Annotated in this window: 22 protein-coding genes; 12 read left to right on the top strand and 10 right to left on the bottom strand. The window is 38.4% G+C overall.

Features of this window, described 5'->3' with window-relative positions:
- Positions 1–37: 37 nt before the first annotated feature.
- Together ftcD and BM015_RS08250 are read right to left on the bottom strand one after the other, a co-directional pair.
- The gene (ftcD, locus tag BM015_RS08255) at positions 38–1714 is read right to left on the bottom strand and encodes a glutamate formimidoyltransferase (protein ID WP_090657224.1); all 1677 of its coding nucleotides are present in this window, start codon (positions 1712–1714) and stop codon (positions 38–40) included.
- 219 nt (positions 1715–1933) lie between these two features.
- Positions 1934–2824, bottom strand: coding sequence for a cupin-like domain-containing protein (locus BM015_RS08250; RefSeq protein ID WP_090657222.1), 891 nt, complete (start codon positions 2822–2824; stop codon positions 1934–1936).
- A 117-nt stretch (positions 2825–2941) separates the two neighbouring features.
- On the opposite strand from BM015_RS08250, the gene BM015_RS08245 reads away from it, so the two are divergent.
- From BM015_RS08245 to BM015_RS08230, 4 genes are all read left to right on the top strand, one after another.
- Positions 2942–3709 (top strand): exodeoxyribonuclease III, encoded by a 768-nt coding sequence (locus BM015_RS08245; RefSeq protein WP_090657220.1) that lies wholly within the window; start codon positions 2942–2944, stop codon positions 3707–3709.
- A gap of 84 nt (positions 3710–3793) precedes the next feature.
- Positions 3794–4099, top strand: a complete 306-nt coding sequence (locus tag BM015_RS08240; RefSeq protein ID WP_090657218.1) for a DUF4286 family protein — start codon at positions 3794–3796, stop codon at positions 4097–4099.
- 95 nt (positions 4100–4194) lie between these two features.
- Positions 4195–4464: an HU family DNA-binding protein gene (locus BM015_RS08235; protein WP_090657216.1), complete on the top strand. Its 270-nt coding sequence runs from the start codon at positions 4195–4197 to the stop codon at positions 4462–4464.
- Positions 4465–4584: 120 nt separating this feature from the next.
- Positions 4585–4704, top strand: coding sequence for a 30S ribosomal protein THX (locus BM015_RS08230; RefSeq protein ID WP_090657214.1), 120 nt, complete (start codon positions 4585–4587; stop codon positions 4702–4704).
- A gap of 9 nt (positions 4705–4713) precedes the next feature.
- Here the strand turns inward: BM015_RS08230 and pdxH are convergent, their stop codons facing one another.
- The 3 genes from pdxH to gndA form a co-directional block, all read right to left on the bottom strand.
- The gene (pdxH, locus tag BM015_RS08225) at positions 4714–5355 is read right to left on the bottom strand and encodes a pyridoxamine 5'-phosphate oxidase (protein WP_090657212.1); all 642 of its coding nucleotides are present in this window, start codon (positions 5353–5355) and stop codon (positions 4714–4716) included.
- Between the two features lie 112 nt (positions 5356–5467).
- Positions 5468–6988: a glucose-6-phosphate dehydrogenase gene (gene zwf, locus BM015_RS08220; protein WP_090657210.1), complete on the bottom strand. Its 1521-nt coding sequence runs from the start codon at positions 6986–6988 to the stop codon at positions 5468–5470.
- A 97-nt stretch (positions 6989–7085) separates the two neighbouring features.
- Complete coding sequence (gndA, locus tag BM015_RS08215) at positions 7086–8561, bottom strand: NADP-dependent phosphogluconate dehydrogenase (RefSeq protein WP_090657207.1); 1476 nt, start codon at positions 8559–8561, stop codon at positions 7086–7088.
- Between the two features lie 108 nt (positions 8562–8669).
- On the opposite strand from gndA, the gene BM015_RS08210 reads away from it, so the two are divergent.
- Positions 8670–9704 (top strand): 2-oxoacid:ferredoxin oxidoreductase subunit beta, encoded by a 1035-nt coding sequence (locus BM015_RS08210; RefSeq protein ID WP_090657205.1) that lies wholly within the window; start codon positions 8670–8672, stop codon positions 9702–9704.
- On the opposite strand, the gene BM015_RS08205 is transcribed toward BM015_RS08210, so the two are convergent.
- Positions 9701–10024, bottom strand: coding sequence for a hypothetical protein (locus BM015_RS08205; protein WP_143075796.1), 324 nt, complete (start codon positions 10022–10024; stop codon positions 9701–9703). The two genes, BM015_RS08210 and BM015_RS08205, sit on opposite strands and share 4 nt — an antisense overlap.
- Before the next feature lie 34 nt (positions 10025–10058).
- Complete coding sequence (locus BM015_RS08200; protein ID WP_090657202.1) at positions 10059–10289, bottom strand: DUF433 domain-containing protein; 231 nt, start codon at positions 10287–10289, stop codon at positions 10059–10061.
- A gap of 302 nt (positions 10290–10591) precedes the next feature.
- On the opposite strand from BM015_RS08200, the gene BM015_RS08195 reads away from it, so the two are divergent.
- Both BM015_RS08195 and BM015_RS08190 read left to right on the top strand, forming a co-directional pair.
- Entirely contained in the window at positions 10592–12643 is a 2052-nt protein-coding gene (locus BM015_RS08195) for a putative porin (RefSeq protein ID WP_090657199.1), read from the top strand.
- 211 nt (positions 12644–12854) lie between these two features.
- Entirely contained in the window at positions 12855–15305 is a 2451-nt protein-coding gene (locus BM015_RS08190) for a TonB-dependent receptor (protein ID WP_090657646.1), read from the top strand.
- A gap of 90 nt (positions 15306–15395) precedes the next feature.
- On the opposite strand, the gene BM015_RS08185 is transcribed toward BM015_RS08190, so the two are convergent.
- From BM015_RS08185 to BM015_RS08175, 3 genes are all read right to left on the bottom strand, one after another.
- Entirely contained in the window at positions 15396–16154 is a 759-nt protein-coding gene (locus BM015_RS08185; RefSeq protein WP_090657197.1) for a sulfotransferase domain-containing protein, read from the bottom strand.
- 262 nt (positions 16155–16416) lie between these two features.
- Positions 16417–17178, bottom strand: a complete 762-nt coding sequence (locus BM015_RS08180; protein ID WP_090657195.1) for a sulfotransferase — start codon at positions 17176–17178, stop codon at positions 16417–16419.
- Entirely contained in the window at positions 17179–18072 is an 894-nt protein-coding gene (locus tag BM015_RS08175) for a sulfotransferase (protein WP_177191852.1), read from the bottom strand.
- A gap of 79 nt (positions 18073–18151) precedes the next feature.
- Between BM015_RS08175 and BM015_RS08170 the strand changes: the two genes are divergently transcribed.
- From BM015_RS08170 to BM015_RS08150, 5 genes are all read left to right on the top strand, one after another.
- Complete coding sequence (locus BM015_RS08170; protein WP_090657191.1) at positions 18152–18916, top strand: ABC transporter ATP-binding protein; 765 nt, start codon at positions 18152–18154, stop codon at positions 18914–18916.
- 130 nt (positions 18917–19046) lie between these two features.
- Positions 19047–19784, top strand: a complete 738-nt coding sequence (locus BM015_RS08165) for a ParA family protein (RefSeq protein ID WP_090657189.1) — start codon at positions 19047–19049, stop codon at positions 19782–19784.
- Between the two features lie 37 nt (positions 19785–19821).
- Positions 19822–20577, top strand: a complete 756-nt coding sequence (locus BM015_RS08160) for an endonuclease NucS domain-containing protein (protein ID WP_090657187.1) — start codon at positions 19822–19824, stop codon at positions 20575–20577.
- A gap of 5 nt (positions 20578–20582) precedes the next feature.
- Entirely contained in the window at positions 20583–21311 is a 729-nt protein-coding gene (locus BM015_RS08155; protein ID WP_090657185.1) for an esterase family protein, read from the top strand.
- A 57-nt stretch (positions 21312–21368) separates the two neighbouring features.
- Positions 21369–23864 carry an AsmA family protein gene (locus tag BM015_RS08150; protein ID WP_090657183.1) on the top strand — a complete coding sequence of 832 codons (2496 nt, stop codon included), beginning with the start codon at positions 21369–21371 and terminating at the stop codon, positions 23862–23864.
- The last annotated feature ends 11 nt before the right edge of the window (positions 23865–23875 follow it).

Here is a 23875-nt window from a genome sequence, read left to right as displayed (position 1 = left end):
GCGTCAGATCATCAGAGGGCTTTGCCGGTTGACGGAATTATATCCCAATTTTCTCATTCACCGTTTTTAATATCTCAGCCTCCAAAGCAATGGCTTTGCTTTCAATATCCTTTCCTTTTGCAATAATGTCTTCAACAAAAGTTTTATCATCATAGCCCGAAGCATTTATGCGCACGTTCATAAAAGCGCCCATTACCGCACTGCGGGCGCATAATGCGCCAACGCCCGCATCTGAAACAGAATTCGGATTGCCCGTTTCCGCCATAGCTTTTATTACATGCATGCTCTCATAAGCCAATTGCATTACTTTAAACGGCACTTCAATAGCAAATTTTATGGCTTCCTGTATGGCTTGTTTGCGTATTTGTTTTTCTTCATCAGTTGATTTGGATAGACCCATTGCAGCCATTATTTGATTAAATGCTTTTGTATCTGCATACACCAACTGCATTAATTCATTTTTATATTGCTGCCCTTTATCAGCCCAGTCACCAAATTCTTTCCAGCGTTCATCCCAGCCCTTTTTATGTGATGATAAATTGGCGACCATTGTGGCCAATGAAATACCTAAAGCGCCAACATAAGCAGAGATGGAACCGCCGCCGGGTGCAGGGCTTTCGCTGGCCGTTTCATCAGCAAAATCTGTAAGTGTTGTGTTGATGAGTTTGCTGTCCTTCGCATCTTTCAGTAAATATTCAATAATCCTTTCTTCAGGTTTAAAAGGCGCCAGTTCATCTAATCCCATCGATTTTATGGCAATGCGCACCAACTCTTTTTCAGCAACGCCGGTAGAACGTTTCTGCTTTTCTAAAAAATATTTGCCCGCATCAATCATGGATTTTAATGGAACCAGGCCAACAAGCTCACTGCCTGTAACACGAATACCACGGGCATCGGCTTTTTTACAAACTTCATCAAAGGCAATATGCAAAGGCGTTATGCCAATATTGGTTACGTTCATGGAAATTTGGGCAATGCCATATTCTTCAATAAACCACCCAATAGCTTTTACATTTTTTAAACTGCCGGGAATAGTTACCGGCTTCCCGTTTTCATCTAAAACAGGTTTGCCGTTTTCTGTTTTCGTGCGGCCTGCTTCGCGTACATCAAAGGCAATGGCATTGGCCCTTCGCGTTGATGTGGTATTAAGATTTACATTATAGGCAATTAAAAAATCCCTTGCACCAATAACAGTTGCACCGCGTTTCGCATCAAAATCGTCCGGGCCAAAATCCGGCTTCCATTCAGGCAATTTTATCTTTTTAAAAAAGCCTTCATATTCACCTGCACGAATGATTGAAAGGTTATGGCGCAATTTATTTTTCTGTGCATGTTCATATAAATAAACAGGAATATGCAATTCTTCACCAACCATCTTTGCAAGCTGCTGCGCATATTCAGCGGTTTCTTCCATCGTAATATTGGCAACAGGAATTAAGGGACAAACATCAGTGGCGCCCATGCGCGGATGCTCACCTGTGTGCTTGCTCATATCAATTAATTCTCCGGCTTTTTTAATGGCTTTAAAAGCAGCCTGCACCACGGCTTTTGGTTCGCCAACAAAAGTTACAACAGTTCTGTTTGTAGCTTTTCCCGGATCAACATTTAATAAACGAACGCCTTCAACAGCTTCAATTTCGTTTGTAATTTGTTTGATGATATTTAAATCGCGCCCTTCACTGAAATTAGGAACGCATTCTATTATTTGCTGCATACAACAACTGTTTAAAAGATAAGCAATGCTTAAAGCAATACTTTAATATAGATGAGGATAAAGCTATCGGCAAAAATTCAATTCAGCAAATGCTGATAAACAAAGAACCTGGTTATTCATTTTGAATTATTGCCACAGATTTTTACCTATGGCAATAACTGAAACTACGTTAGCCGTTTTTTAATAAGATCGTTGTTGAAATAAATTAAAAAGTAATCATCAGGCTTTGCTCAAAGCAAGCTCCCTGTTAGCGGCCTCAAATATTTTCTTCTCTTTCCAGTGATACCATTTATGCGGCATGGCTTTTTTCATCAGTGTATCAATATTACGCATGCCGGCAATATTCCACAGGCCTTTCAGCTTGCCGCTTACAGAACTGTTCAATGCACGCAGGCTCATGGCAAAACCACTGTCTAAATATTCCATGTGATGCCAGTAACCGCCGGGCATGAATAAAGTATCGCCATGTTCAAGCGTAACTTCAAGACCATTGGCAATTTCGAGCGCCGGAAATCTTTTAGTATCGAGTTTACTTTTATCCGCATCATAATAATTGCTGAAATCTGCAAGGCTTAATACTTCAAACGGCTTGCGGTATAATTTATATTGTTCGCTATAAGGGAATAATAAAACCTTCTTTCTGCCTGCAAACTGCGTGTGCAGGATATGGCTTAAATCAATATCAAAATGAATATGTGTGATAGAACCCTGGCCGCCGGTAAACAACATGGGCACACGTTTTACAAAGCCTTTCATATATTCATCAGGCCATGTAAAATCTTTGGTAAGCTGCGGCGCATGGCTAAATATATTGAATAAAAAAATGCGCCATGCTGCAGGCCCTTTGCGAATCATATCCACATATTCACCAAAGGTTGTATAATCGTCGGCTTTGTTTACAGGCGTATATGCATCGCTCTTTACATTATTGTAAATGCCTACTTTTTTATCGCCCACAATCTCTTTAAAATAATCCCAGTTCCACTTAGAATAAGCCTGCCATTTTTTTGAAAAATTTTTTATTACAACAGGAGTGTTGGTGCTGAAATAATTGCGTTTAAAATCTGCTGGGCTTATATCATCAACAACAGTTACCGGTTTTAAATGCATACGAAAAATTTAATTTGCAAAAGTAGTTGGCTGTATTGTTAACGCAAAGTTGATATTCGTCAATTAACTGTCATTAAAAGCTTCGTTATACCCTTATCTTGCGGTAAACTTTTTATTATGCGCATCATAAGTTATAATGTAAATGGCATTCGCGCTGCTTTAAAAAAAGGCTTGCTTGACTGGATGAAAACAGACCCTGCTGATGTTATATGCCTGCAGGAAACAAAAGCGCATAAAGATAATGTTGCCCACGAACAAATAACGGATTTGGGATATTACGATTACTGGTATTCCGCGCAAAAAAAGGGTTACAGCGGTGTTGCTGTTTTTTCTAAAGTCGAGCCATCGAATGTCGTATATGGAACAGGCCATAAAGTAAGCGATGATGAAGGCCGTGTGTTACAGCTTGATTTTGGTGATGTTCGTTTGATCAACGCTTATTTTCCTTCGGGCACCACGGGCGAATTGCGGCAATCATTTAAATACGAATGGCTGGAAGGATTTTTTAATTACCTCGAAAAGTTGAAACAAACACATCCTAAACTTATTCTTTGCGGCGATTATAATATTGCCCATAAAGAAATAGATATTCATAATCCCAAAGGCAATGTAAAAACATCTGGCTTTTTACCAGAAGAAAGGGCATGGATGGATAAGCTTTTTACGAATGGGTGGGTGGATGCTTTTCGTGTGATAAGGCCGGAGCCGCATAGATACAGTTGGTGGAGCCAGCGGTTTCCTTCGGTAAGGGCTCAAAATAAAGGATGGAGAATAGATTATATTAATGTAACAGAACCTTTAAAAAATACTATAAAAGATGCAGAGATTTATCCTGATGTAAAGCATAGCGATCACTGCCCTGTTTATCTTGAAATTGATGTATAAGCCAGTTTAATTTTCGCTATCTGTGGCAATCAAACTCTGATAATGAATTTTTATAATCATTTTTTTAGCTAAATAATTTTCAGTATGTTTATCTATAACGTTACAACAAAAGTGAGCTGGAATATTCACGATGCATGGCTGAAATGCATGCAGCAGGAGTATATGCCTGCGATGATTGCCACAGGTTGTTTTATAAAATACCAGCTCTCAAAACTGCAGGAACAGAATGAAGAAGAAGGGCCAACTTATGTGGTGCAATATTTTGCAGAAAGCAAAGCTTTATATAACCGTTATATAGAATTTTATGCCGATGTGTTTAGAAAAGAGTATGCAGAAAAGTGGGGCAATAACCTCGTTGATTTCAGAACATTGCTTGAAGTAATTGAATAAATTGTTTTAATATTACCTGCAAACGCAAAAAATATTTTGATAAGTGTAAAAAGAAAATACATTTGTCACCCATTAAAAATTCAAAATAACATACTATGAACAAAGCTGAATTAGTTGCTAAAATTGCCGACGATGCTGGCCTAAGCAAATCCCAGGCTAACGCTGCACTTGATGCCTTTACCGGCGCTGTAACCAAAGCACTTAAATCCGGAAACAAAGTTACATTAGTTGGTTTCGGTACTTTTTCTGTTACAAAGCGTAATGCCCGCACAGGCCGCAATCCGCAAACCGGCGCAACCATTAAAATAAAAGCTAAAAAGGTTGCCCGTTTTAAAGCAGGTAAAGAATTATCAGCTAAGTTATAAATGTAAATTGTGAATAGTGAGTGGTGTAATGATGAGTAATATTATAATTCAACTGAAAGATTAAATTCAATAATCAGCACAACACTACTCTATAAATTTTCGTATTAATAAACAGAAACTATGGGCAGAGGAGATAAGAAAACAAAAAAAGGAAAAATATTCAAAGGTTCTTTTGGAAAAAGCAGGCCTGCAAAAACTGCAAAGCCTGTTAAAAAAGCAAAAGAAGAAAAATCTGAATAGCGCTGTAATTTATGGCGCTAATCTTTCAGCCTTCCAACTCCCTTCGTCGGTTTTGGTATATGAAATGCGGTCGTGCAAACGACTGCTTCGTCCTTGCCAGAACTCAATTCTTAAAGGCATTACCCGGTAACCACCCCAGTGTGGCGGCCGGGGAATGCTGTTTTTAAATTCACCTGTATATCTCGCTACATTTTCTTCCAGCACATCGCGGCTTTTAATTACAGTGCTTTGAGGCGATGCCCATGCTCCTATGCGGCTTCCTTGCGGCCTTGAAAAAAAATACGCATCGCTTTCTGCAGCATCTGTTTTTTCAACAGTGCCTTCAATTCTCACCTGGCGTTCAATTTCTTTCCAGAAAAAAGTTAAGGCTGCAAACGGATTTTCTGCAAGTTCATTGCCTTTACGGCTGTTATAATTGGTAAAGAAAACAAAACCATTTTCATCAAAACCCTTCAACAAAACTATTCTTGCCGAAGGCCTGCCGTCTTTGGTTGCGGTTGATAGTGTCATTGCATTTACTTCCAGTATTTCACTGTGCATGGCATCGTTCCACCACCGGCTGAATTGTTCTATGGGGTTTGTTGCAATGTCATCTTCATTCAAAGCAAGTAAGCTGTAATCTTTTCTTATATCTGCAATATTTGTATTCATGTAATGACGTTTTCTGTCAGCGTAAAATTAAAAACCAGCCTGTTGCTTAAGATATCAACGGGCTGGTTTGTTTATCATTTTTATGTCCATTTATCCTGCCAGGATAATGAGGCTATTCGCTTTTTGTGGGCAGGTTTATCCAGTTATGGCCATCTCTTGCAATTAATGCTTCGGCATCTTCAGGCCCCCAGCTATCAGGCGCATAATTGGGGAAATCAATCGGCGGGCGCTGTTCCCACGCTTCAATAATAGGCATTACCACTTCCCACGCTGCTTCCACCTGGTCGGCACGCATAAACTGAGCAGGGTTACCTTCCATTACATCAAGCAATAATGTTTCGTATGCTTCCGGTTCATGTTCATCAGGATAAGCTTCTGTATAACTGAAAATCATATCAACAGGGCTTAATGACATAGTCTGCCCCGGCCGTTTTGCCTGGAAGCGAAGGCGTATATCCATTTCAGGCTGAATGCTGATGGTTAAGCGGTTAGGCCGCCATGTTTCTGCTGCTTCGGCGGGAAAAGCATAATGCGGTGCAGGCCTGAACTGTATGGTAATAACAGATGTTTTCTGGTGCAGGTATTTACCGGTGCGCACATAAAACGGAATACGGTGCCAGCGCCAGTTATCAATATAAAACTTAACCGCCGCATAAGTTTCCACATTTGATTGCGGATTAACTTTTTCTTCCTGGCGGTAGCCTTTTACTTTCTTCCCTTTTAGCCACCCATCGCCATATTGCCCGCGCACGGCATAGTTCTGAACTTCAGCACGGTCAAATTTTCGGATGGCATTTAATACAGCCACTTTTTTATTACGTATTTCATTGGCTTCAAAATTTACAGGCGGTTCCATGGCCACCATGCATAAAAGCTGCAGAATGTGGTTTTGCACCATGTCTCTCAAAGCACCGCTTTGTTCATAATAACCGCCACGTTCTTCAACGCCCACTGTTTCTGCAACAGTTATTTGAACATGGTCAATATAATTGCGGTTCCAGATAGGCTCAAACATAGCATTGGCAAAACGTAAAGCCAATATGTTTTGAACGGTTTCTTTACCAAGATAATGGTCAATGCGATAGATCTGGTCTTCATCAAATAAGGAAGTAAGCAGCTTATTTAACTCCCTTGCACTTTTTAAATCGTGGCCAAATGGCTTCTCCACCACAATGCGCGTGGTTTGCGTATCGCTGCAAAGTTTTATAGTTGATAATTTTTGCGCAATATCGGGAACAAGCTGCGGTGCTACAGCCAGGTAAAAAATTACATTGGGATTAACGCCCCAATCTTTTTCATATTCTTTAACGCGATCAGAGAGCGACTTATAAGATGCATCATCTTCTGCATCCATTGGCATATAGCTGATGTGTTGCGAAAAGTCTTTCCAAATACCATTCTTTTCTTTACGGCGGCTAAATTCCTGGATGCCTTTCGATAAATGGTCCCTGAATTTATCATCGGAATATTGTGTTCTGCCCAATCCCACGATGGCAAATTTTTCGGGCATCCAACCATCAATAAAGAGATTGTATAAAGCAGGTGTTAATTTACGCTGGTTTAAATCACCGCTTCCCCCAAAAATAAATATTACCGAAGCTTTTGGTTTTTTGTTGTTATTATTTGAAGCCATGTATTATTGTTTTTCCTGTATTTCTGAAAGGATGCAAGTTATCAATGTTGTTTTTATTTTAAAGCTCTTCAATAACACTTGTTCTTAAAACTGTTATTTAAATGATTGGTGTTTGAGGATTTTCTGTTGTGGCATGATGCTTATCGGCCTGCACCACTTCTTCATTCCACTCTGTATGAAAAATGCCTTTCTTATCAATGCGCTGGTAAGTATGGGCGCCAAAGAAATCCCGCTGCGCCTGTATTAAATTGGTGGGCATATTTGCCGAACAATAAGCATCAAAATAGCCGATAGTGCTGGTTAAAGCCATAACCGGAATTTTATTTTGCATTGCAAGTTTAGCAACAGCCCTTGCATTTTTTTCAGTCTTCTTTACAAGCCTTGCAATGATTTTATTTAACAAGATATTAGAAAGCGTTTTATCCTTTTTGTACACTTTATAAAATACTTCCAGCAGCGATGAACGAATGATGCATCCGCCGCGCCATATCTTTACCACATCTGCCAAAGGAATATCCATATTTAATTCTGTTGAAGCTTTGTGCAGCATGTTTAACCCCTGCGCATAAGCAACAAGCGTGGAGAAATACAGTGCGTCTTTTATCCTTTTTATTTCAGCATCCCTGTTGCCTTTGGAAGGTTTTATTTTAGGTTGATATAATTCGGAAGCAGCAAGCCTTTCTTCTTTATAGTCAGAAATGATGCGCATGGCAACTGCAATATCAATCGTAGGCACGGAAACAGGCAGGTCCATTGAATCCTGTGAAGTCCATTTGCCGGTGCCTTTGGAGCCAGCTTCATCCAAAATAATATCAACGATTTCTTTCCCGGTATCCTGGTCTTTGCGAAGGAATATTTTGCTGGTAATTTCAATAAGAAAAGACTCCAGTTCTTCTTCATTCCACTTTCTAAACACTTCTGCCAGTTCAGTGTTGCTTAAGCCGAGTGCACGTTTCATTAAATCGTAGGCCTCACTTATCAATTGCATGATGGCATATTCAATACCATTGTGCACCATTTTTACATAATGGCCTGCAGCATCTTTGCCCATGTATGCAACGCAGGGCTCATTGTTTACTTTGGCTGAAACGGCTTCCAGCACAGGCCGCACCCGCTTCCAGGCAGCAAAATCGCCACCGGGCATAATGCTTGGGCCATAACGTGCGCCTTCTTCGCCGCCACTCACGCCCATGCCCATAAAGTGAATGCCTTTATCTTTTAATTCCTCAAGCCTTCTTAAAGTATCAACATAGTGAGAGTTGCCACCATCAATAATAATATCATCTTTTTCTACAAGCGGTAAAAGGTTTTGAATTACGGCGTCAACCGGTTTGCCTGCAGGCACAAGCATCATTATACGGCGGGGTTTATCCAGTTGCTTAACCATTTCTTCCAATGTATTCACGCCCTTTACAACGGTGCCCGGTGTGGCTTCTTCTTCCAGTTTTTTTGCTTTGGAAGCATCAAGGTCAAAACCAATAGCTTTATAACCTTTATCAGCCATGTTCAGTAAAAAATTGCTTCCCATTACACCAAGGCCTATCATCCCAAAATCATAAAGTGTTTCTGCCATAAGCTTTTTTGTGGAGGCGCAAGTTAATGAAATAGCTGCAAGCTGCAAGTTGATAGCTGATAGCTGATAGCCTGAATTTGATTAACTTTGCGCCCGAAATTTAAAGATATGAGTGTTGTTGAGAATGGGTTGCCCGTTTTAACTGCAAAAGATTTTGCAACCGACCAGGAAGTGCGCTGGTGCCCCGGCTGCGGTGATTACTCCATTTTGGCGCAGGTGCAAAAAGTAATGCCAACCATTGGCGTACCGAAAGAAAATATAGTTATTATAAGCGGAATTGGCTGCAGCAGCCGTTTTCCGTATTACATGAATACGTATGGCATGCATTCCATACATGGCCGTGCAACCGCTGTTGCCAGTGGCTTAAAGGCCACAAGGCCTGAATTGAGTGTATGGATTGTTACCGGCGATGGCGATAGCCTGAGCATTGGCGGCAATCACACCATTCATTTGCTGCGCAGGAATTTTGATGTGAATATTTTGCTTTTCAATAACCAGATATACGGTTTAACAAAAGGGCAATATTCGCCTACATCGGAGAAACAAAAAGTAACCAAAAGCACACCGTTTGGAAGCATTGATCATCCGTTTAACCCTTCAGCGTTGGCTATGGGCGCTGATGCAACTTTCATAGCCCGCAGTATGGACCGCGATCCGAAACACCTGCAGGAAATGCTTACCCGTTCCCATAAACATAAAGGCGCATCATTTTTGGAAATATACCAGAACTGTAACATTTTTAATGATGGCGCTTTTGAAATATTCACCGAAAAATCAACCAAACCAAATGAAACCCTTTTCCTGGAACAGGGCAAACCTTTATTGTTTGGTGCAACCAAAAACAAGGGTATTAAGCTTGATGGCTTTAAGCCGGTGGTTGTAGAAATTGGCGTGGATGCGTCTGTTGATGATATTTGGGTGCATGATGAATTTGATTTTTATAAAGCCCAGATATTGATCCGCATGTTTGATGACCCGCGGCTTGAAAACCATTTGCCACGTCCGTTTGGCGTGTTTTATGAAACCGAACGCGCCTGCTATGAAGATATTTTAAACCTGCAGGTGGAAGAAACCATTGCAACAAAAGGTAAAGGCGATTTGGACAAATTGTTAAGAGGAAAAGAAGTGTGGGAGATTAATTAAGGCTGATCTGAAAGAAAGCCGTTTGGATAAACGAGGTAATTTTTTGTTGAGATGAGATCGCTAATATTCTCTTTGTTTTTCAACAGCCATTCTTTTAAAATCAATATAACCGGTAAAAGTTCTTCGTAACGATTAGAAGGTAAATTAAGGTTGATAAATAAAATATTCAACACCGCCAGCTTTTGCTGAAAATGAAGAAGATTATGATCATTTGTTATAAATACAGAAAATCCATGCTTTAAAGCCATCTGAATTAGCATTCCATTTTTTACGCCCAACCAGTTTTCATCTCTTACTGTTGAGATTTCTATTTCTGGCATAAACCTGTATTTCAATTTTAATGGCAATTGCTCATCAAGCAACACTTTCATATAGGAAGGGTTGAGAAAAAATCCGTTCCGAGAATTTTAATACAGCAAGAACAGATTCTTTAGGTATGTAATCAAAATCTGCGAGAAATGTTTCTACTGAATCACCTGCCTCAAGGTAATCAAACAGATTTTTTACAGGAACCCTGGTGCCTTTAAAAACAGGCGTTCCGCTTAAGATTTCGGGGTCTGATATGATGATGTTATTTAAATTCATAGCTCAATCGCAAGTTAACATAAATTGTATGAAGCAGAGCGCATTTGATATAATATATATCAATTTTATGTTTTAGTTTCACTCATACAGTAAACATGTATTGTATATAGCTTAATACATATACGTTAGAATCTGCTTATAGAAAAATAATATAAAGCCTAAACTATGAATGAGAGATTTAATTGGCTCTTTCTAACATCATTATTAACCTGTCCCAACAGTTTTTACGTGTTAAATAATTACCACATCAAATTACCTTTTCATTCACAGCTTTCAAATTACTTTGCATCTTTGCCTGAACGATGTATCAGAATAAAGTAAAACGTCTTCTTTTATTGGTATTGTTAATGATGGTTTCTGCGATGGCATATACGCAGGTAACAAGGGATACCAGTAATTATGAATATGACAGCCAGGGCAGGATAACCGGCAAGAAAGATACAACTAACCAAACCCTGCAGCACCGCGATAAATATGAAGACTCTATTACTATTTCATTCCATTACTGGGATTCTACCCGCAACAATAAAATAGATTCATCTATAGATGATTTCTATACGCGGTTTCCCGTTTCATGGAAGTATTACGATATGGGCAATTTTGGAAGCGCTGCTAAATCTTATGTCTTTCAGCCTTTAATGAGGCCAGGTTTTGATGCGGGCTTTCATGCATACGATGTATATATGTACACGCCTGAAAACACGAGGTTTTTTCAAACCACGCGGCCTTATTCGGAGACAGCTTATTTATTAGGAAGCAGGGCCGAACAAATGATCAACCTGTTTCACACGCAAAACAGAAAAAGTAATTTTAATATAGGGTTGGATTTCAGGGTTATCAATTCGCCGGGTACCTACAGAAATCAAAGCACTAACATAAGCAATACACGTGTTAATACGTTTTTTCAAACAAGCAATAAGCGTTATACCAATAATATAATTTTCATCGCCAATAAAATTCTTTCATCTGAAAATGGCGGCATTCAGCCTAATCAGAATGTGGACAGTCTTTTCATGAATAATCCTACCAGCGCATTAACGAAGCTGGGCTCGGCTTTGCTTACAACACGCAGTATTTTCGGTGTAACGGTTGGTATAGGCACGCAGTACAACGATCTTACATTCGTATTACGGCACAGTTATGATTTTGGACAAAAAGATTCAATTGTAACAGATTCTTCCACCATTAAATTGTTTTATCCGCGTTTGCGTTTTCAGCATACACTGCAATATTCAAACAAAAGATATGAATACCATGATAATGCGCTGGAACCTTCAGACTATTCAAATTTTATGCAGTACACTGTGTTTCCATTTACCACAGATTCTCTTAAATTCAATGATAGCTGGCAAACACTTACCAACGACCTTGCCATTATTTCTTACCCGCAAAAAAATAACCTGAACCAGTTTTTGAAATTAAATGCAGGTTATGAAAATATAAAAGGCCAAACCTATCTTGCCACACAGTATAATAATATTTACACGGCGGCAGAATATCGCAACCGCACCCGCAACCAGCTATATGATATAGAAGCTGCGGGCAAATTATATGTAACCGGGTATTATGCAGGCGATTATTCGGCTTACATAAGTTTTATGCGTTCGCTCAAAAAAAATATTGGCTCCATACAGGTAGGTTTTCAAAACGTAAACCGTACGCCTTCATTTATTATGAGCGAGTATAATACTTATGCCTCAGGCGACCGTTATTCGCTCAGCTCATTTCCTTCGTATCCAGGTGAAAGTTTTAAAAAGGAAAATATTACGCGAATATTTGCAGTGGTGAATGTGCCGCCTGCGGCTTTGCAGTTAACCGGCGATTATTATCTTGTAACCAACCTTGCTTATTTCAGCGGTTTATATACGCCTGCCCAGGCTTCTTCTGTTTTTAATGTGCTGAATATTGGCGCTTATAAAAAAATTAAAGTGGCCAAACATTTAAACTGGTACTTACAGGGTAATGTGCAGCAGATAGCAGGCAATGCGCCCGTGAATGTGCCGCTTGTATTAGGCCGCACCCGTTTTGCATTTGAAGGCAACTTCTTTAAAAATCTGTTTCTTTCAACCGGGTTTGAGGTAAGGTATAACACGCCGTATAAAGCTGATGATTATTCGCCGCTTAACGGCCAGTTTGTTTACCAGGATACTTCAACCATTACTAACCGGCCTGATGTGGATATTTATCTTAACATGCGCATAAAAGGCTTTAAAGGGTTTGTGCGGCTTGAAAATTTAAACACCGTTGATTTTGCCAATGGCTTTGCTTTCACCAAATATAATTACAGCGCGCCGGGTTATCCTGAAAGAGGTTTATGGTTGCGCATCGGCATATGGTGGAGCTTTGTTAATTAACCTATGTTAACATACCGTTTACCGATTTTTTATTTTTTCGCCGACGCTCAGTTACTGCCTGTTACATAAAAATTACAGTTCATCCGCTTTATTATTTGCTTCGCCGATTAACGATTGCCTGCGCTTCCGTTCATAAGTTTCTTTGTGCCATTAATAAAAGAAGTATATGCAGTAACTGCTGCAATTATCAATTTTGAAAATTATTAAACTTATGAAAAAGATTTTATCAATACTAAGTGCGTTTATACTTTTATCGCTAACCACGTTCGCTCAAAATATAAAGGGCGTTGTAAAAGATGCTGATGGAAAAACATTATCCAATGCAAGTGTTTCTTTACTGAATGCAAAAGATTCATCAATAGTAAAAATTGCTGTTACCAACACTGCCGGCCAGTACCAGTTTCAGAATATAAAAGAAGGGAAATATTTAACCAACACAACTTTTGTTGGTTATGCAGCCAGTTATTCGCCGGTTTTTGAAGTGGCAGGCGGCGGCGATGTAAACCTTGCTGCCATTTCACTTGTTAAAGCCAATAATGATCTGAAAGATGTGGTGGTTACGGCAAGGAAACCTATTGTTGAAGTGAAGGCAGATAAAACCATATTAAATGTTGAAAACACCATTAACGCAACCGGCAACGATGCATTAGAACTGTTGCGAAAATCTCCCGGTGTGGTGGTGGATAAAGATGAAAATATAAGTCTTGCAGGCAAGAACGGTGTGCAGGTTTATATTGATGGAAAACCTTCGCCGTTAACCGGTTCAGACCTTGCCAATTATTTAAAAACATTGCAGTCGTCGCAAATAGAATCAATTGAATTGATCACAAATCCATCGGCGAAATATGAAGCTGCGGGCAATGCGGGCATTATTAATATCCGTTTAAAAAAGAACAAATCTTTTGGTACCAACGGTTCTGTGAATGCTGGTTATAATATTGGTATTTATCCAAAATATAACGGCGGCATTTCCATCAATCACCGCAATAAAAAAGTAAACCTTTTTGGCAGCTATAATTATAATGATAGTAAGAACGAAGGCTTCATGAACCTGTACCGCATTCAGCTTGATACTGTTTTCGACCAGCATTCCAAAATGCGTTTTGATAATAAAAGCCACAACTTTAAAGCAGGCGTGGACTATTTTATCAACAGCCGCAATACTGTTGGTGTAATGGTGAATGGTAACCTTGGGGATATAAATGTTTCAAACAAAAGCAATACAATAATATCTTATGAGCCTACAGGCGATGTAAATAAAATATTAAAGGCTGATAATTCAAGCTCCATGAAAAGGGATAATGTAAATGCTAATCTCAATTATCATTTTGCAGATACTTCAGGGCATGAATTAAATGTTGATGCTGATTATGGATATTATGATATTAAGAGCGATCAATTCCAGCCTAATTATTATTACGATCCAAGCGGTTCAGTGCTGCAGAACCAGTATATATATAACATGATAGCGCCAACTAAGATTGACATCTATTCAGTAAAAGCTGATTATGAACAAAACTTTTTGAAAGGAAAGTTAGGTTATGGGGCTAAGTTCTCTTACGTAAAATCTGCAAATGATTTTGAAAGGTATAATGTGTATTCAGATGATAAATTTTTAGACACTTTACGCAGCAACGATTTTAATTATAAAGAGAATGTAAATGCAGCATATGTTAATTATAACCGCCAGTTTAAAAATGGTATTATGATACAAGCAGGTTTGCGTGCAGAAAACACCAATTCAAAAGGCATATCTGACGGGTATAACTGGAACGGCGGTTACCAGCCTTACGATTCTTCTTTCAAAAGAAATTATACTGATCTGTTCCCAAGCGCAGCCATCACGTTCAATAAAAATCCAAAGAACCAGTGGAGCCTTGCTTACAGCAGGAGAATTGACAGGCCTGCTTACCAGGATTTAAATCCTTTTGAATTTAAGCTGGATGAATACACTTATCAGAAAGGTAATACACAGTTGAGGCCGCAATACACTAACAGTATATCGTTAACCAATACTCTTTGGTACAGGTTAACAACCAAGTTAACGTACAGCCATGTTAATGATGTGTTCTCTCAAATCATAGATACTGCTGACAAATCAAAAGCATTTATTACAAAGAAAAATCTTGCAGACCAGGATTTGGTAAGCCTGAATATCAGTATGCCTTTTCAATATAAATGGTACAGCGTGTTTGCGAATGTAAACTCTTACTATTCTCATTACAAGGCCAATTTTGGCACTGGAAGGAATATAGACCTTGATGTATTTGCAGTAAATGTATATGCACAGCAAACTTTTAAAGTAGCAAAGGCAACAACCATTGAAGTAAGCGGCTTTTACACTTCGCCATCTATATGGCAGGGCACATTTAAAAGCGGTGCATTATGGAGTGTTGATGGCGGCATACAGCAAACCTTTTTTAAAGGTAAAGCAACAGCTAAAGCAAGTGTAACAGATATATTTCAAACGCTGCGCTGGACAGGTAAAAGCAATTTTGCAGGCCAATATCTGAAAGTAAAAGGCGGCAATGAAAGCAGGCAACTGCGTTTAAGCTTTACCTACCGCTTTGGCAGCAACCAGGTAAAAGCAGCACGCCAGCGTAAAACAGGTGCAGAAGATGAAAGCAAACGTGTGGGTACGCAGGGCGGCGGATTAAATTAGTTTTCTCGTTTTTAGGTGATGAATAAATAAGCGGGCCTGGAATTCTTTCCGGGCCCTTTTTATGACCGATTCCACGCAACGGTCTCAACTTTATGCTGTAAACGCTGCATAATTATTTTGCTTCAGCCATGTTTCCACTTCGGTATAATTTTCAATCATATCCTGCAACGCATCAGGGTTTAATTTTTTGGCGCCTGCAGTTACAACAGTTTGGGAAACCTGCAGGAATGATGCAATTTTATTTATAGTGGCATCCCATTCTGCAAAATCTTCATAACGGATTTTTATATAATCCATATCGCTCACAATGTTCTCCAGCAGGTTGTTTTGCCGGATAATATCATTCATTTTTTGTTGGAGTGCATTTATATCAACATTCAGTTTGGCCATGCCGGAACGTTGTGCTTCATTGTCATCCTGGTTGTGATATATGCCCGTGGCCCGTGCCCGCAAATCACTCAGTGCGTTGCGCAAAATATTTTCACGCAAAAGCAATATCACTTTAATATTATTTTTTTTGAGGTAGTTTATTAAACCCGGCATATAAAGGGTTTGATAATACATGAGCTTAAAGCCCCGCGCCTTAAAATTTTCATCTTCTTTATTGGAAAAATATTTTTTCAGGAAAGATGGCAAACGCAGATAAGTAGCGGGATAATTAATTATATAATTTATTTTTTTGGGAAGGAGAGGGATTTTTAAAAACCTGAATTGGTTAGGGCTGAAATAGTCGCGAAAGCTGAAATGAAATATTTCATCATCACAAAAAATTTCTGGATGCCTGTTAAGCGATTTGCTTAACAGGGTAGAACCTGTTCGCGGTAAAGTGAAGATTATAAATTTTGTCATTTCTATAGCTTGTTGATGGTGTTTGATTACTTGTTTAAAATTTTGTAATACCGGCTAGATGCTTTTGGGAATTTTCTTATTAAATATTTATGCATTAAAAGCGTCAGATTAGTAACGGGTAATGTTTTTTGTTAACTTAAATAATCTTCTTAATAATTAATTATTGCCACAGATGCACAGATATTATCTGTGCATCTGTGGCTAAAAAACTGTCAGTTCCGAAACCCCATACTCACTTTTTATGTTTAATTCAAACAGCCTTTTAATTTATAAAATGTGCATACTTATCCTTCATTATATTTTCAACTTCTTCATAATTCTCAACACCATCGCGCCAGTTGGCTGCACTTATTTTTCTTAACTGCGCCGGCATATTTATTTTTTCCACTTCAAGAAAATCGAAAACCTTATCCAGCATTTCCTGCCAGTGCTCAAATTCTTCATACGTAAGCACAATATGATTAAAGCTTTTGCCAAGCTTTAAAATATTACTGTTGATGGCTTCCAGTTCATCCACGCGCTTTTTTAACTGCACTGCATTTACCTGGACTTTCTTTGCCGCCAGTGACGCATCTTCATTTGAATGAAATACGCCAATTTTTCTTGCCCTGAAACTTGAAAGCGCTTCGCGAAAAGTATTTGTTCTTACAAGCACAATTACTTTCTTATTGCTTTGCAGCAGGTATTTCCAAACTGTTGGAAAATCTGTAACATGCCTGTTCATTAATTTAAACCCGCGTATAGGTTTTGTATCGTGGACAGCATAAAAGTTTTTTATGTGCGTGGCCGCCGTTAAATAACCTTTTATATAATTGGTTAATGTAAACAAGGTTCTTGAAAACCCTTTTTTACTTTTTTTACCAATGAATGGGAACTGCCATTCAGGATGATAGGTTTCATCAGACGGATGAAAAATTTCTCCTGCGCAAAATATTTGCGGATGTTGGTCGAGCGTTCTTGTAAGAACAGTAGAGCCGCTTCTCGGAGCTGTTAGAATAAAGAAATCATTTTTGCCCTTCTCCATTTATAATGCATTAAAAACTTTGCCCAATGCATTCAGCATGGCATGTTGTTTATAAAAATCTTTCCATGAATTATCAGCAGCAATCACTTTTTTTTCAAACCTGCCTGGTGTGCCTGCAATGGTATGATCGTTATTCAACTCCATATATTCAGGCGCCTGGTAATCAGCCAATCCAAATTTGGCGCAGATGTTATCTAATTGTTGCTGTGGCTTTTCGGCCAGCGCTTCATAACTTATTTTAATCGTGTTCTTTTCACCAACGTTTTTAATAACTGCATTGCAAACTTTTTTATACCTGAAACTGTCGATTAATGTTTCCAAAGGCTTTTTATCAGAACGCTTATTTTGTTTCCATCTCTTCAGTTTTGAAAAAGTAATGGCGCGCAAATCTCTTGTAAGCCAGATAAGCTTCACATTTATATCAACACATTTTGTAATAGCCAAAGCCTGTATGGGATCCTTTGAAGAATCAACAATAAATTTTTTGTCTGAAATATTACCTAAAGCTTTATAAACTTCATTCAGTACCTGGACTGTTTGTTTATTTCTTTTTGTATTGATTAATTTTTGCAGCGTGCTTTTGCTATTGATAGATGTAAATGATGAAAGCAGCAATTGCACAGACTTATATTGCCAGGTTATCTTGGTTTCAAAATTATCATCATAAATGCCTTTAAGCACTTTACTCCAGAATTCGCATTGCATAACAGGTTTGCCGCAACTGCAGTTCCAGTTCCATAGCTCGCCCGGCCCTTCTTTATAAATATGGCCTTTAAGCATTGCCAGTTCGCCAACAGATAAAATTTCCCGTGACTTTGAAAGCATATTTTCAAGCAGCGTAGAGCCGGAACGCCTGTCGGATATTATGTAAATAACAGTTAATTTTTCTTGCATGTAAAGGTGTTCAAAGATATTTGCTGCAAAATAAACAAGTATATAAATTTCTTTGTAATACATTCTTTATATCATTTATATGCAACAGAAACCAATTATTTCAGTAAAGGATCTCGTTAAGCATTACGGCGATTTTAAGGCTGTAAAGGGTATAAGCTTTGATGTGTATGAAGGTGAAATTTTTGGCCTGCTTGGCCCTAATGGCGCCGGAAAATCTACCACGCTTGAGATTATTGAAACGCTGCGGGAGAAAACAAGCGGGGAAATAATTGTTGATGGTTTTAACCTTGATAATGCACCCAATGAAATAAAAAAATTAATTGGTGTTCAGTTGCAAAGCTCAGGTTATTACCCGGGCCTGAACCTGGTGGAACTTATCCAGCTTTTCGGGGGTTTATATAACGGCAAAGTAAACCCAATGGATTTACTCGGTACAGTAAATCTTCGCGACAAAGCCAAAGCAAAATTTAAAGAACTGAGCGGTGGCCAGAAACAGCGCTTTTCTATTGCCACAACATTAATAAACAGGCCAAAGATTATTTTCCTCGATGAGCCAACAACAGGCCTCGATCCGCAGGCGCGCCGCAATCTCTGGGATTTGATAAAAGATATAAGAAGCAAAGGCACTACGGTTATTATCACCACACATTATATGGATGAAGCGGAAATTTTATGCGACCGGGTTGCTATCATAGATTCAGGTAAAATAATAGCATTAGCTTCTCCGGATAAATTGATTGATGATCTTGTAGCTGCTGGTTTTGAGAAACCCAAAGAAGTAAAACAAGCCAACCTGGAAGATGTTTTTATTCATCTTACAGGTAAACAGTTGAGGGAAGAATAGCAGCCTTTCCCTAAATATCCCGCAAATGAAAAGCCTTTACAACCCGCTGTAATACCAGATCACATTAAATTATTTTGAGTGCAAAGCCCTTCCTTTTGGGGTGGGCTGTTTTAATTTGTATTTTAGATGTATGACAATCTTTGCTTTATACAATCTCAAAGGCGGCGTGGGCAAAACTGCCGCCGCTATAAACCTGGCTTATCTCGCCGCTGCCGATGTTTATAAAACACTGATATGGGACCTTGATCCGCAGGGTTCATCTTCATTTTATCTAAAAGTGCAGGCAAACAATAAAAACGAAACAAAAAAATTGTTTGCAGAAGAAATAGATGTAAAAGATGCCGCACAGGATTCTGCTTTTGAAAACTTATGGATAATCCCGGCGGATATTTCTGCGCGTAATATTGATACATTGCTGAGTGATATAAAACACAGTAAAAGAAAACTAAAATCGCTGCTGGCAAACCTTAAAGAATATGATATTGTAATATTGGATTGCCCGCCCGGTATTTCTTTATTGCATGAAAATATTTTTAATGCGGCAGATTATATTTTGATGCCGAATATCCCCACAACGCTTTCCATAAATTCTTTTGAAATGGTGAGCGCTTATTTTGATGATAACGGTCTTGATAAAAGCAAGTTAAAATGCTTCTTCAGTATGGTTGACCACAGGAAAAACCTGCACCATGAAGTGATGCAACAATTTTACAGGGATAAACTGTTCTTTAAAAATTATATTCCTTATTTAAGCGATGTAGAGAAAATGGGCATTAACCAGCAGCCTTTATTTGAATATGCCAACAGCAGTTATGCAGCGCAATGCTACCGTGATTTATGGCATGAAGTGAAGAAGGTTTGTTTGTAATATCATTAAAACTGTAGAATGAAATTTTAAAATAACAATGACAGAAAAAGAGGGTTTTATTAATTGGATGACAGATAAGTGGGCTCAAAGCAGCATTAACGCTTATTCAAGCAAAATAGACAAATTATCAAGGGATTTAAAAATAAGGTCAATAATTTCGGAATCTTTATATGACATAAAAAATCCAAAAGAATTGCAATCTATTTTTCACAGATGGTATTCTGTTCCGGAATTTAAGCAAAACGATGACAATTCGCATAAACAAGAATCAAACGCCTTTAAAAGATATATTGACTTTAGGCTTCATGAACAAAAATTAGGTTTGAATTCTACTCAAGAAATAATTTCTATTGCTAAAGATGAAGAGTTTATAACTGAGAAGGAAACTTATTTATTCGCTCTTGAAGAACATCTTCAGGATTTTCTTATCCGTAATTTATCAACAATTAGGAAACATAATTTAAAACTGTATGACGATGGAGAAAGAAGAGGTAAAGAATATCCAACTGATGTAGGGCCAATTGATATTTTAACGGTTGATGACAAAGGAGATTTTTTTGTTTTTGAAACTAAACTTTCAAGAGGAGTCGATAGGGCATTGGGGCAATTATTAAGATATATGGGATGGGTTAAAATAAATATGGCAAGAAATAAAAATGTTTATGGATATATTGTCGCTAATAAAATGGATGAGAAAATTAAATATGCAGTAGAAATGACACCAAATGTATTTCTCTGCGAATACGAAATGAAATTTGATATCAATTTTTTGGATAAAAAAGTCACATCTTAAATTATATGCAAAGAGAAATTATATCCTGGCACAGTCCTTCACTCAATAAAGAAATGCCAATAGTAACGTATGGCCATTATGGGTTTGCATTGTTATTGGTGCCAACCGCTGCGGCTGATTACCTCGAATATGAACGCTTTAAACTGATAGATGCTTTGGCCCCTTTTATTGATGCAGGCAAATTAAAAGTTTATAGCATCAACAGCATTAATAATGAAAGCTGGCTGAATAACGAAATGTACCCGCCGCATAAAGCCATTCGTCAAAACGAGTTTAACTATTATGTACATAACGAAGTAATACCGTTTATACGCAACAGTTCAAGCAATGAAACGATGATTTATACTTGCGGCGCATCATTTGGTGCATTGCATGCCATGAATTTATTTTTAAAGCGGCCCGATATTATTAACGGCGTTATAAGCATGAGCGGCGTGTATGATCTTACAGAATATTCAAAAGGTTTTTGGGATGACCAGGTTTATTTTAACAGCCCAATTCATTATATTCCCAATTTGACAGATGAATGGTACCTTGATAAAATACGCGCCAGTCATCATATTCATGTTTATACAGGCGGTGGGGCTTATGAAGATCCTGATGCCAACCGCAGGTTCTCACAGGTGCTTTGGGATAAAGGTATATGGCACGATTTCAGCATTTGGGAAGGATGGACGCATGATTGGCCCACATGGCTGAATATGCTTCCTTATATCATTCAAAATAAATTTTAGTAAAAACGCTGTTGCACAACAGCGTTTCTTATACAATTGCTGCTTAATAGTTAAGCTATGGAGGAAGAAAAGAAGAAAAGCAGGTTTCATGTGCCCGGGAAATGGAGGCGGCGCTTTGTGCGTATTGTTGCCGTAATAATTGGCTTATATATTTTATTACTGGTGAGCCTTAGCATTTATGTATCATCATCAAAAGAAAGATTGCTGGGGTTTCTTAATGCGAAGATGAAAGAAACCATTTTAGGAGAATTAAAAATTAATAATGCCGATATAACTATATGGAGAACATTTCCTGATATTGGTATTACGCTTGAGAATGTAACTATCAGTGATTCATTCTACCACAGGCCTTTTATTAAAGCCGAAGAAATTACCGCAAGGGCAGGCTTTATAGGATTGCTTGGCAATAGGCTGAAGATTGGCTCCGTAACTGTAAAAAATGCGGTGCTGCACAGTTTTACTGATGCGAACGGCTACTCCAACAACTATGTGCTGATGCCGCATAAAAAAGACACGGCTAATGCCGGCAAGAGCAAGAAACCAATCGTTCTTAAAAATTTTAATCTTGAAAATGTAACAGTTGTTTTGGAAGATGTTATTCGTAAAAAAAGGTATGCGGGCCGCATTGACGATGCTGATGTTGACATGCGTTTTACAGGCTCAAAATATCACATAACTTTTGATGAAGATTTAATGTTGCGTGGGCTTGGTTTTAATTTGCCGCAGGGGTATTGGCTGGAAAACCAGCGCATACAAGCCAAATGGAAATTGATATATGATACCAGCGGCGTACTTACCATAAACGAATCGAAGGTTAAAATACAAGGCCAGCCTTTTCTTATTAAGGGTGAATTTGATTTCAAAAGAAAATCACAGTTTCATATAGATGCTTCAACGAAAGGTATTGAATATGCTTCAGCACTAACGATTTTAAAACCTAAAACAAGAAACAGGTTAGATAAGATAAATCTTACAGAGCCTGTAGATGTGAATGTTTCATTAACAGGGCCATTAGCCAAAAAAGGAGACCCCGCTGTTAAGGTTGATTTTGTTACGACAGAAAATAATATTACAACACCCGTTGTAAATTTAACAAACTGCAGCTTTAAAGGAAATTATTCAAACCAGGTTGATTCCCGGATTGCACCAAATGATTCCAACTCCAAAATTATTGTTACCGGTTTTACAAGTAATTGGGGACAGATAAAAATGAGCACGCCTACAATTGCTATAACCAATTTATCAAAACCAACTATACAATTTGAATTTAATACGGCATGTACAATGGCCCAGTTAGATGAAACGCTGTTATCTGAAACATTCGATTTTACCGAAGGCAGCGCCAAATTATACCTCGCTTATAATGGCCCTTTAATTCCCGACCCTTCTTTGCTAAACCTGCTGAATGCAAAAATTGAAATTGAGAATGGAACGATGGTATATGTACCGAGAAATATTACTTTCTCTTCCTGCAACGGCGCTATAGCTATAGCAGGTAATACTTTGGCGATGAATAACTTTAGATGTAATGTAAATGCCAGCCGGTTTACTGTAAATATTAATGGCAGCGACCTAAACCGTTATTCAAAAAAAGAGGCCGGGAAAGCAAGTATAAATTGCAGCGTTTATTCTCCCTCTGTTGATCTGAATGATTTCAAAACTTTATTTGCCAATAAAGGCGCTGCAAAAATAAAAAAGAAAGGTGGTGTCGGTTCTGTTATAACCTCAGTGGATGATGCTCTTGAAAACGGAGATATGCATGTAATCCTGAAAGCAGATAAGGTTGCATTGCATAATTTTAAAGCAACCAATGTAAATGCAAGTATGTTGTTTGAAGACAACGACTGGGGTATTCAAAAAGCATCGCTTCAGCATGCTGATGGTTCGTTTGATCTTTCCGCTAAAGTGCACCAGGTTAATAATAACTATCACCAGGCTGTTGTGAACGCAGACCTTAGTCAGATTAATGTGAAAAAATTATTTTACGCATTTGATAATTTCGGGCAAACGAGCATTACATCCGGCAACCTGCAGGGCATTATGAATGCAAAAGCGAACCTGGCTGTTGGTGTAAACAATGCCGGTAAGCTGCTTACAAACAGCCTGAACGGCAAACTCTATTTCTCTTTAAAGAATGCAGCTTTAACTAATTTTAAACCGCTGCTCAATATTCAGCAGTATGTTTTTAAAAACCGGGATTTGAATAATGTGCAGTTCGCAGAATTAAAGGATACTTTTGATATAAAAAACGGTGATGTATACATACGGAGAATGCCCGTTCAGTCGTCTGCAATTACCATGTATATTGAAGGTGTTTACAGTACTGCAAACAGAACGGATATTTTAATACAGGTTCCCTTGTCGTCTTTAACCAATAAGCCCGGAGATAAAGATTTTAAAAAGATAGACCGCGACAAGTTGAATGATCCCGGCAGAAGCATTAACCTGCGTGCTAAAGATGGTGATGATGGCCAGATTAAAATAAGCCTTGATCTCTTTAATAAGTATAAAAGGGAAAAGCGTCGTAAACAAAGAGAAAAGGATAAAGAATAAGCAATTTGTAT

The sequence above is a fragment of the Parafilimonas terrae genome, from assembly GCF_900115755.1.
Taxonomy (GTDB): domain Bacteria; phylum Bacteroidota; class Bacteroidia; order Chitinophagales; family Chitinophagaceae; genus Parafilimonas; species Parafilimonas terrae.
Note: the sequence above shows the minus strand (reverse complement) of the source record. Positions and strands in the feature narration are given on the sequence as shown.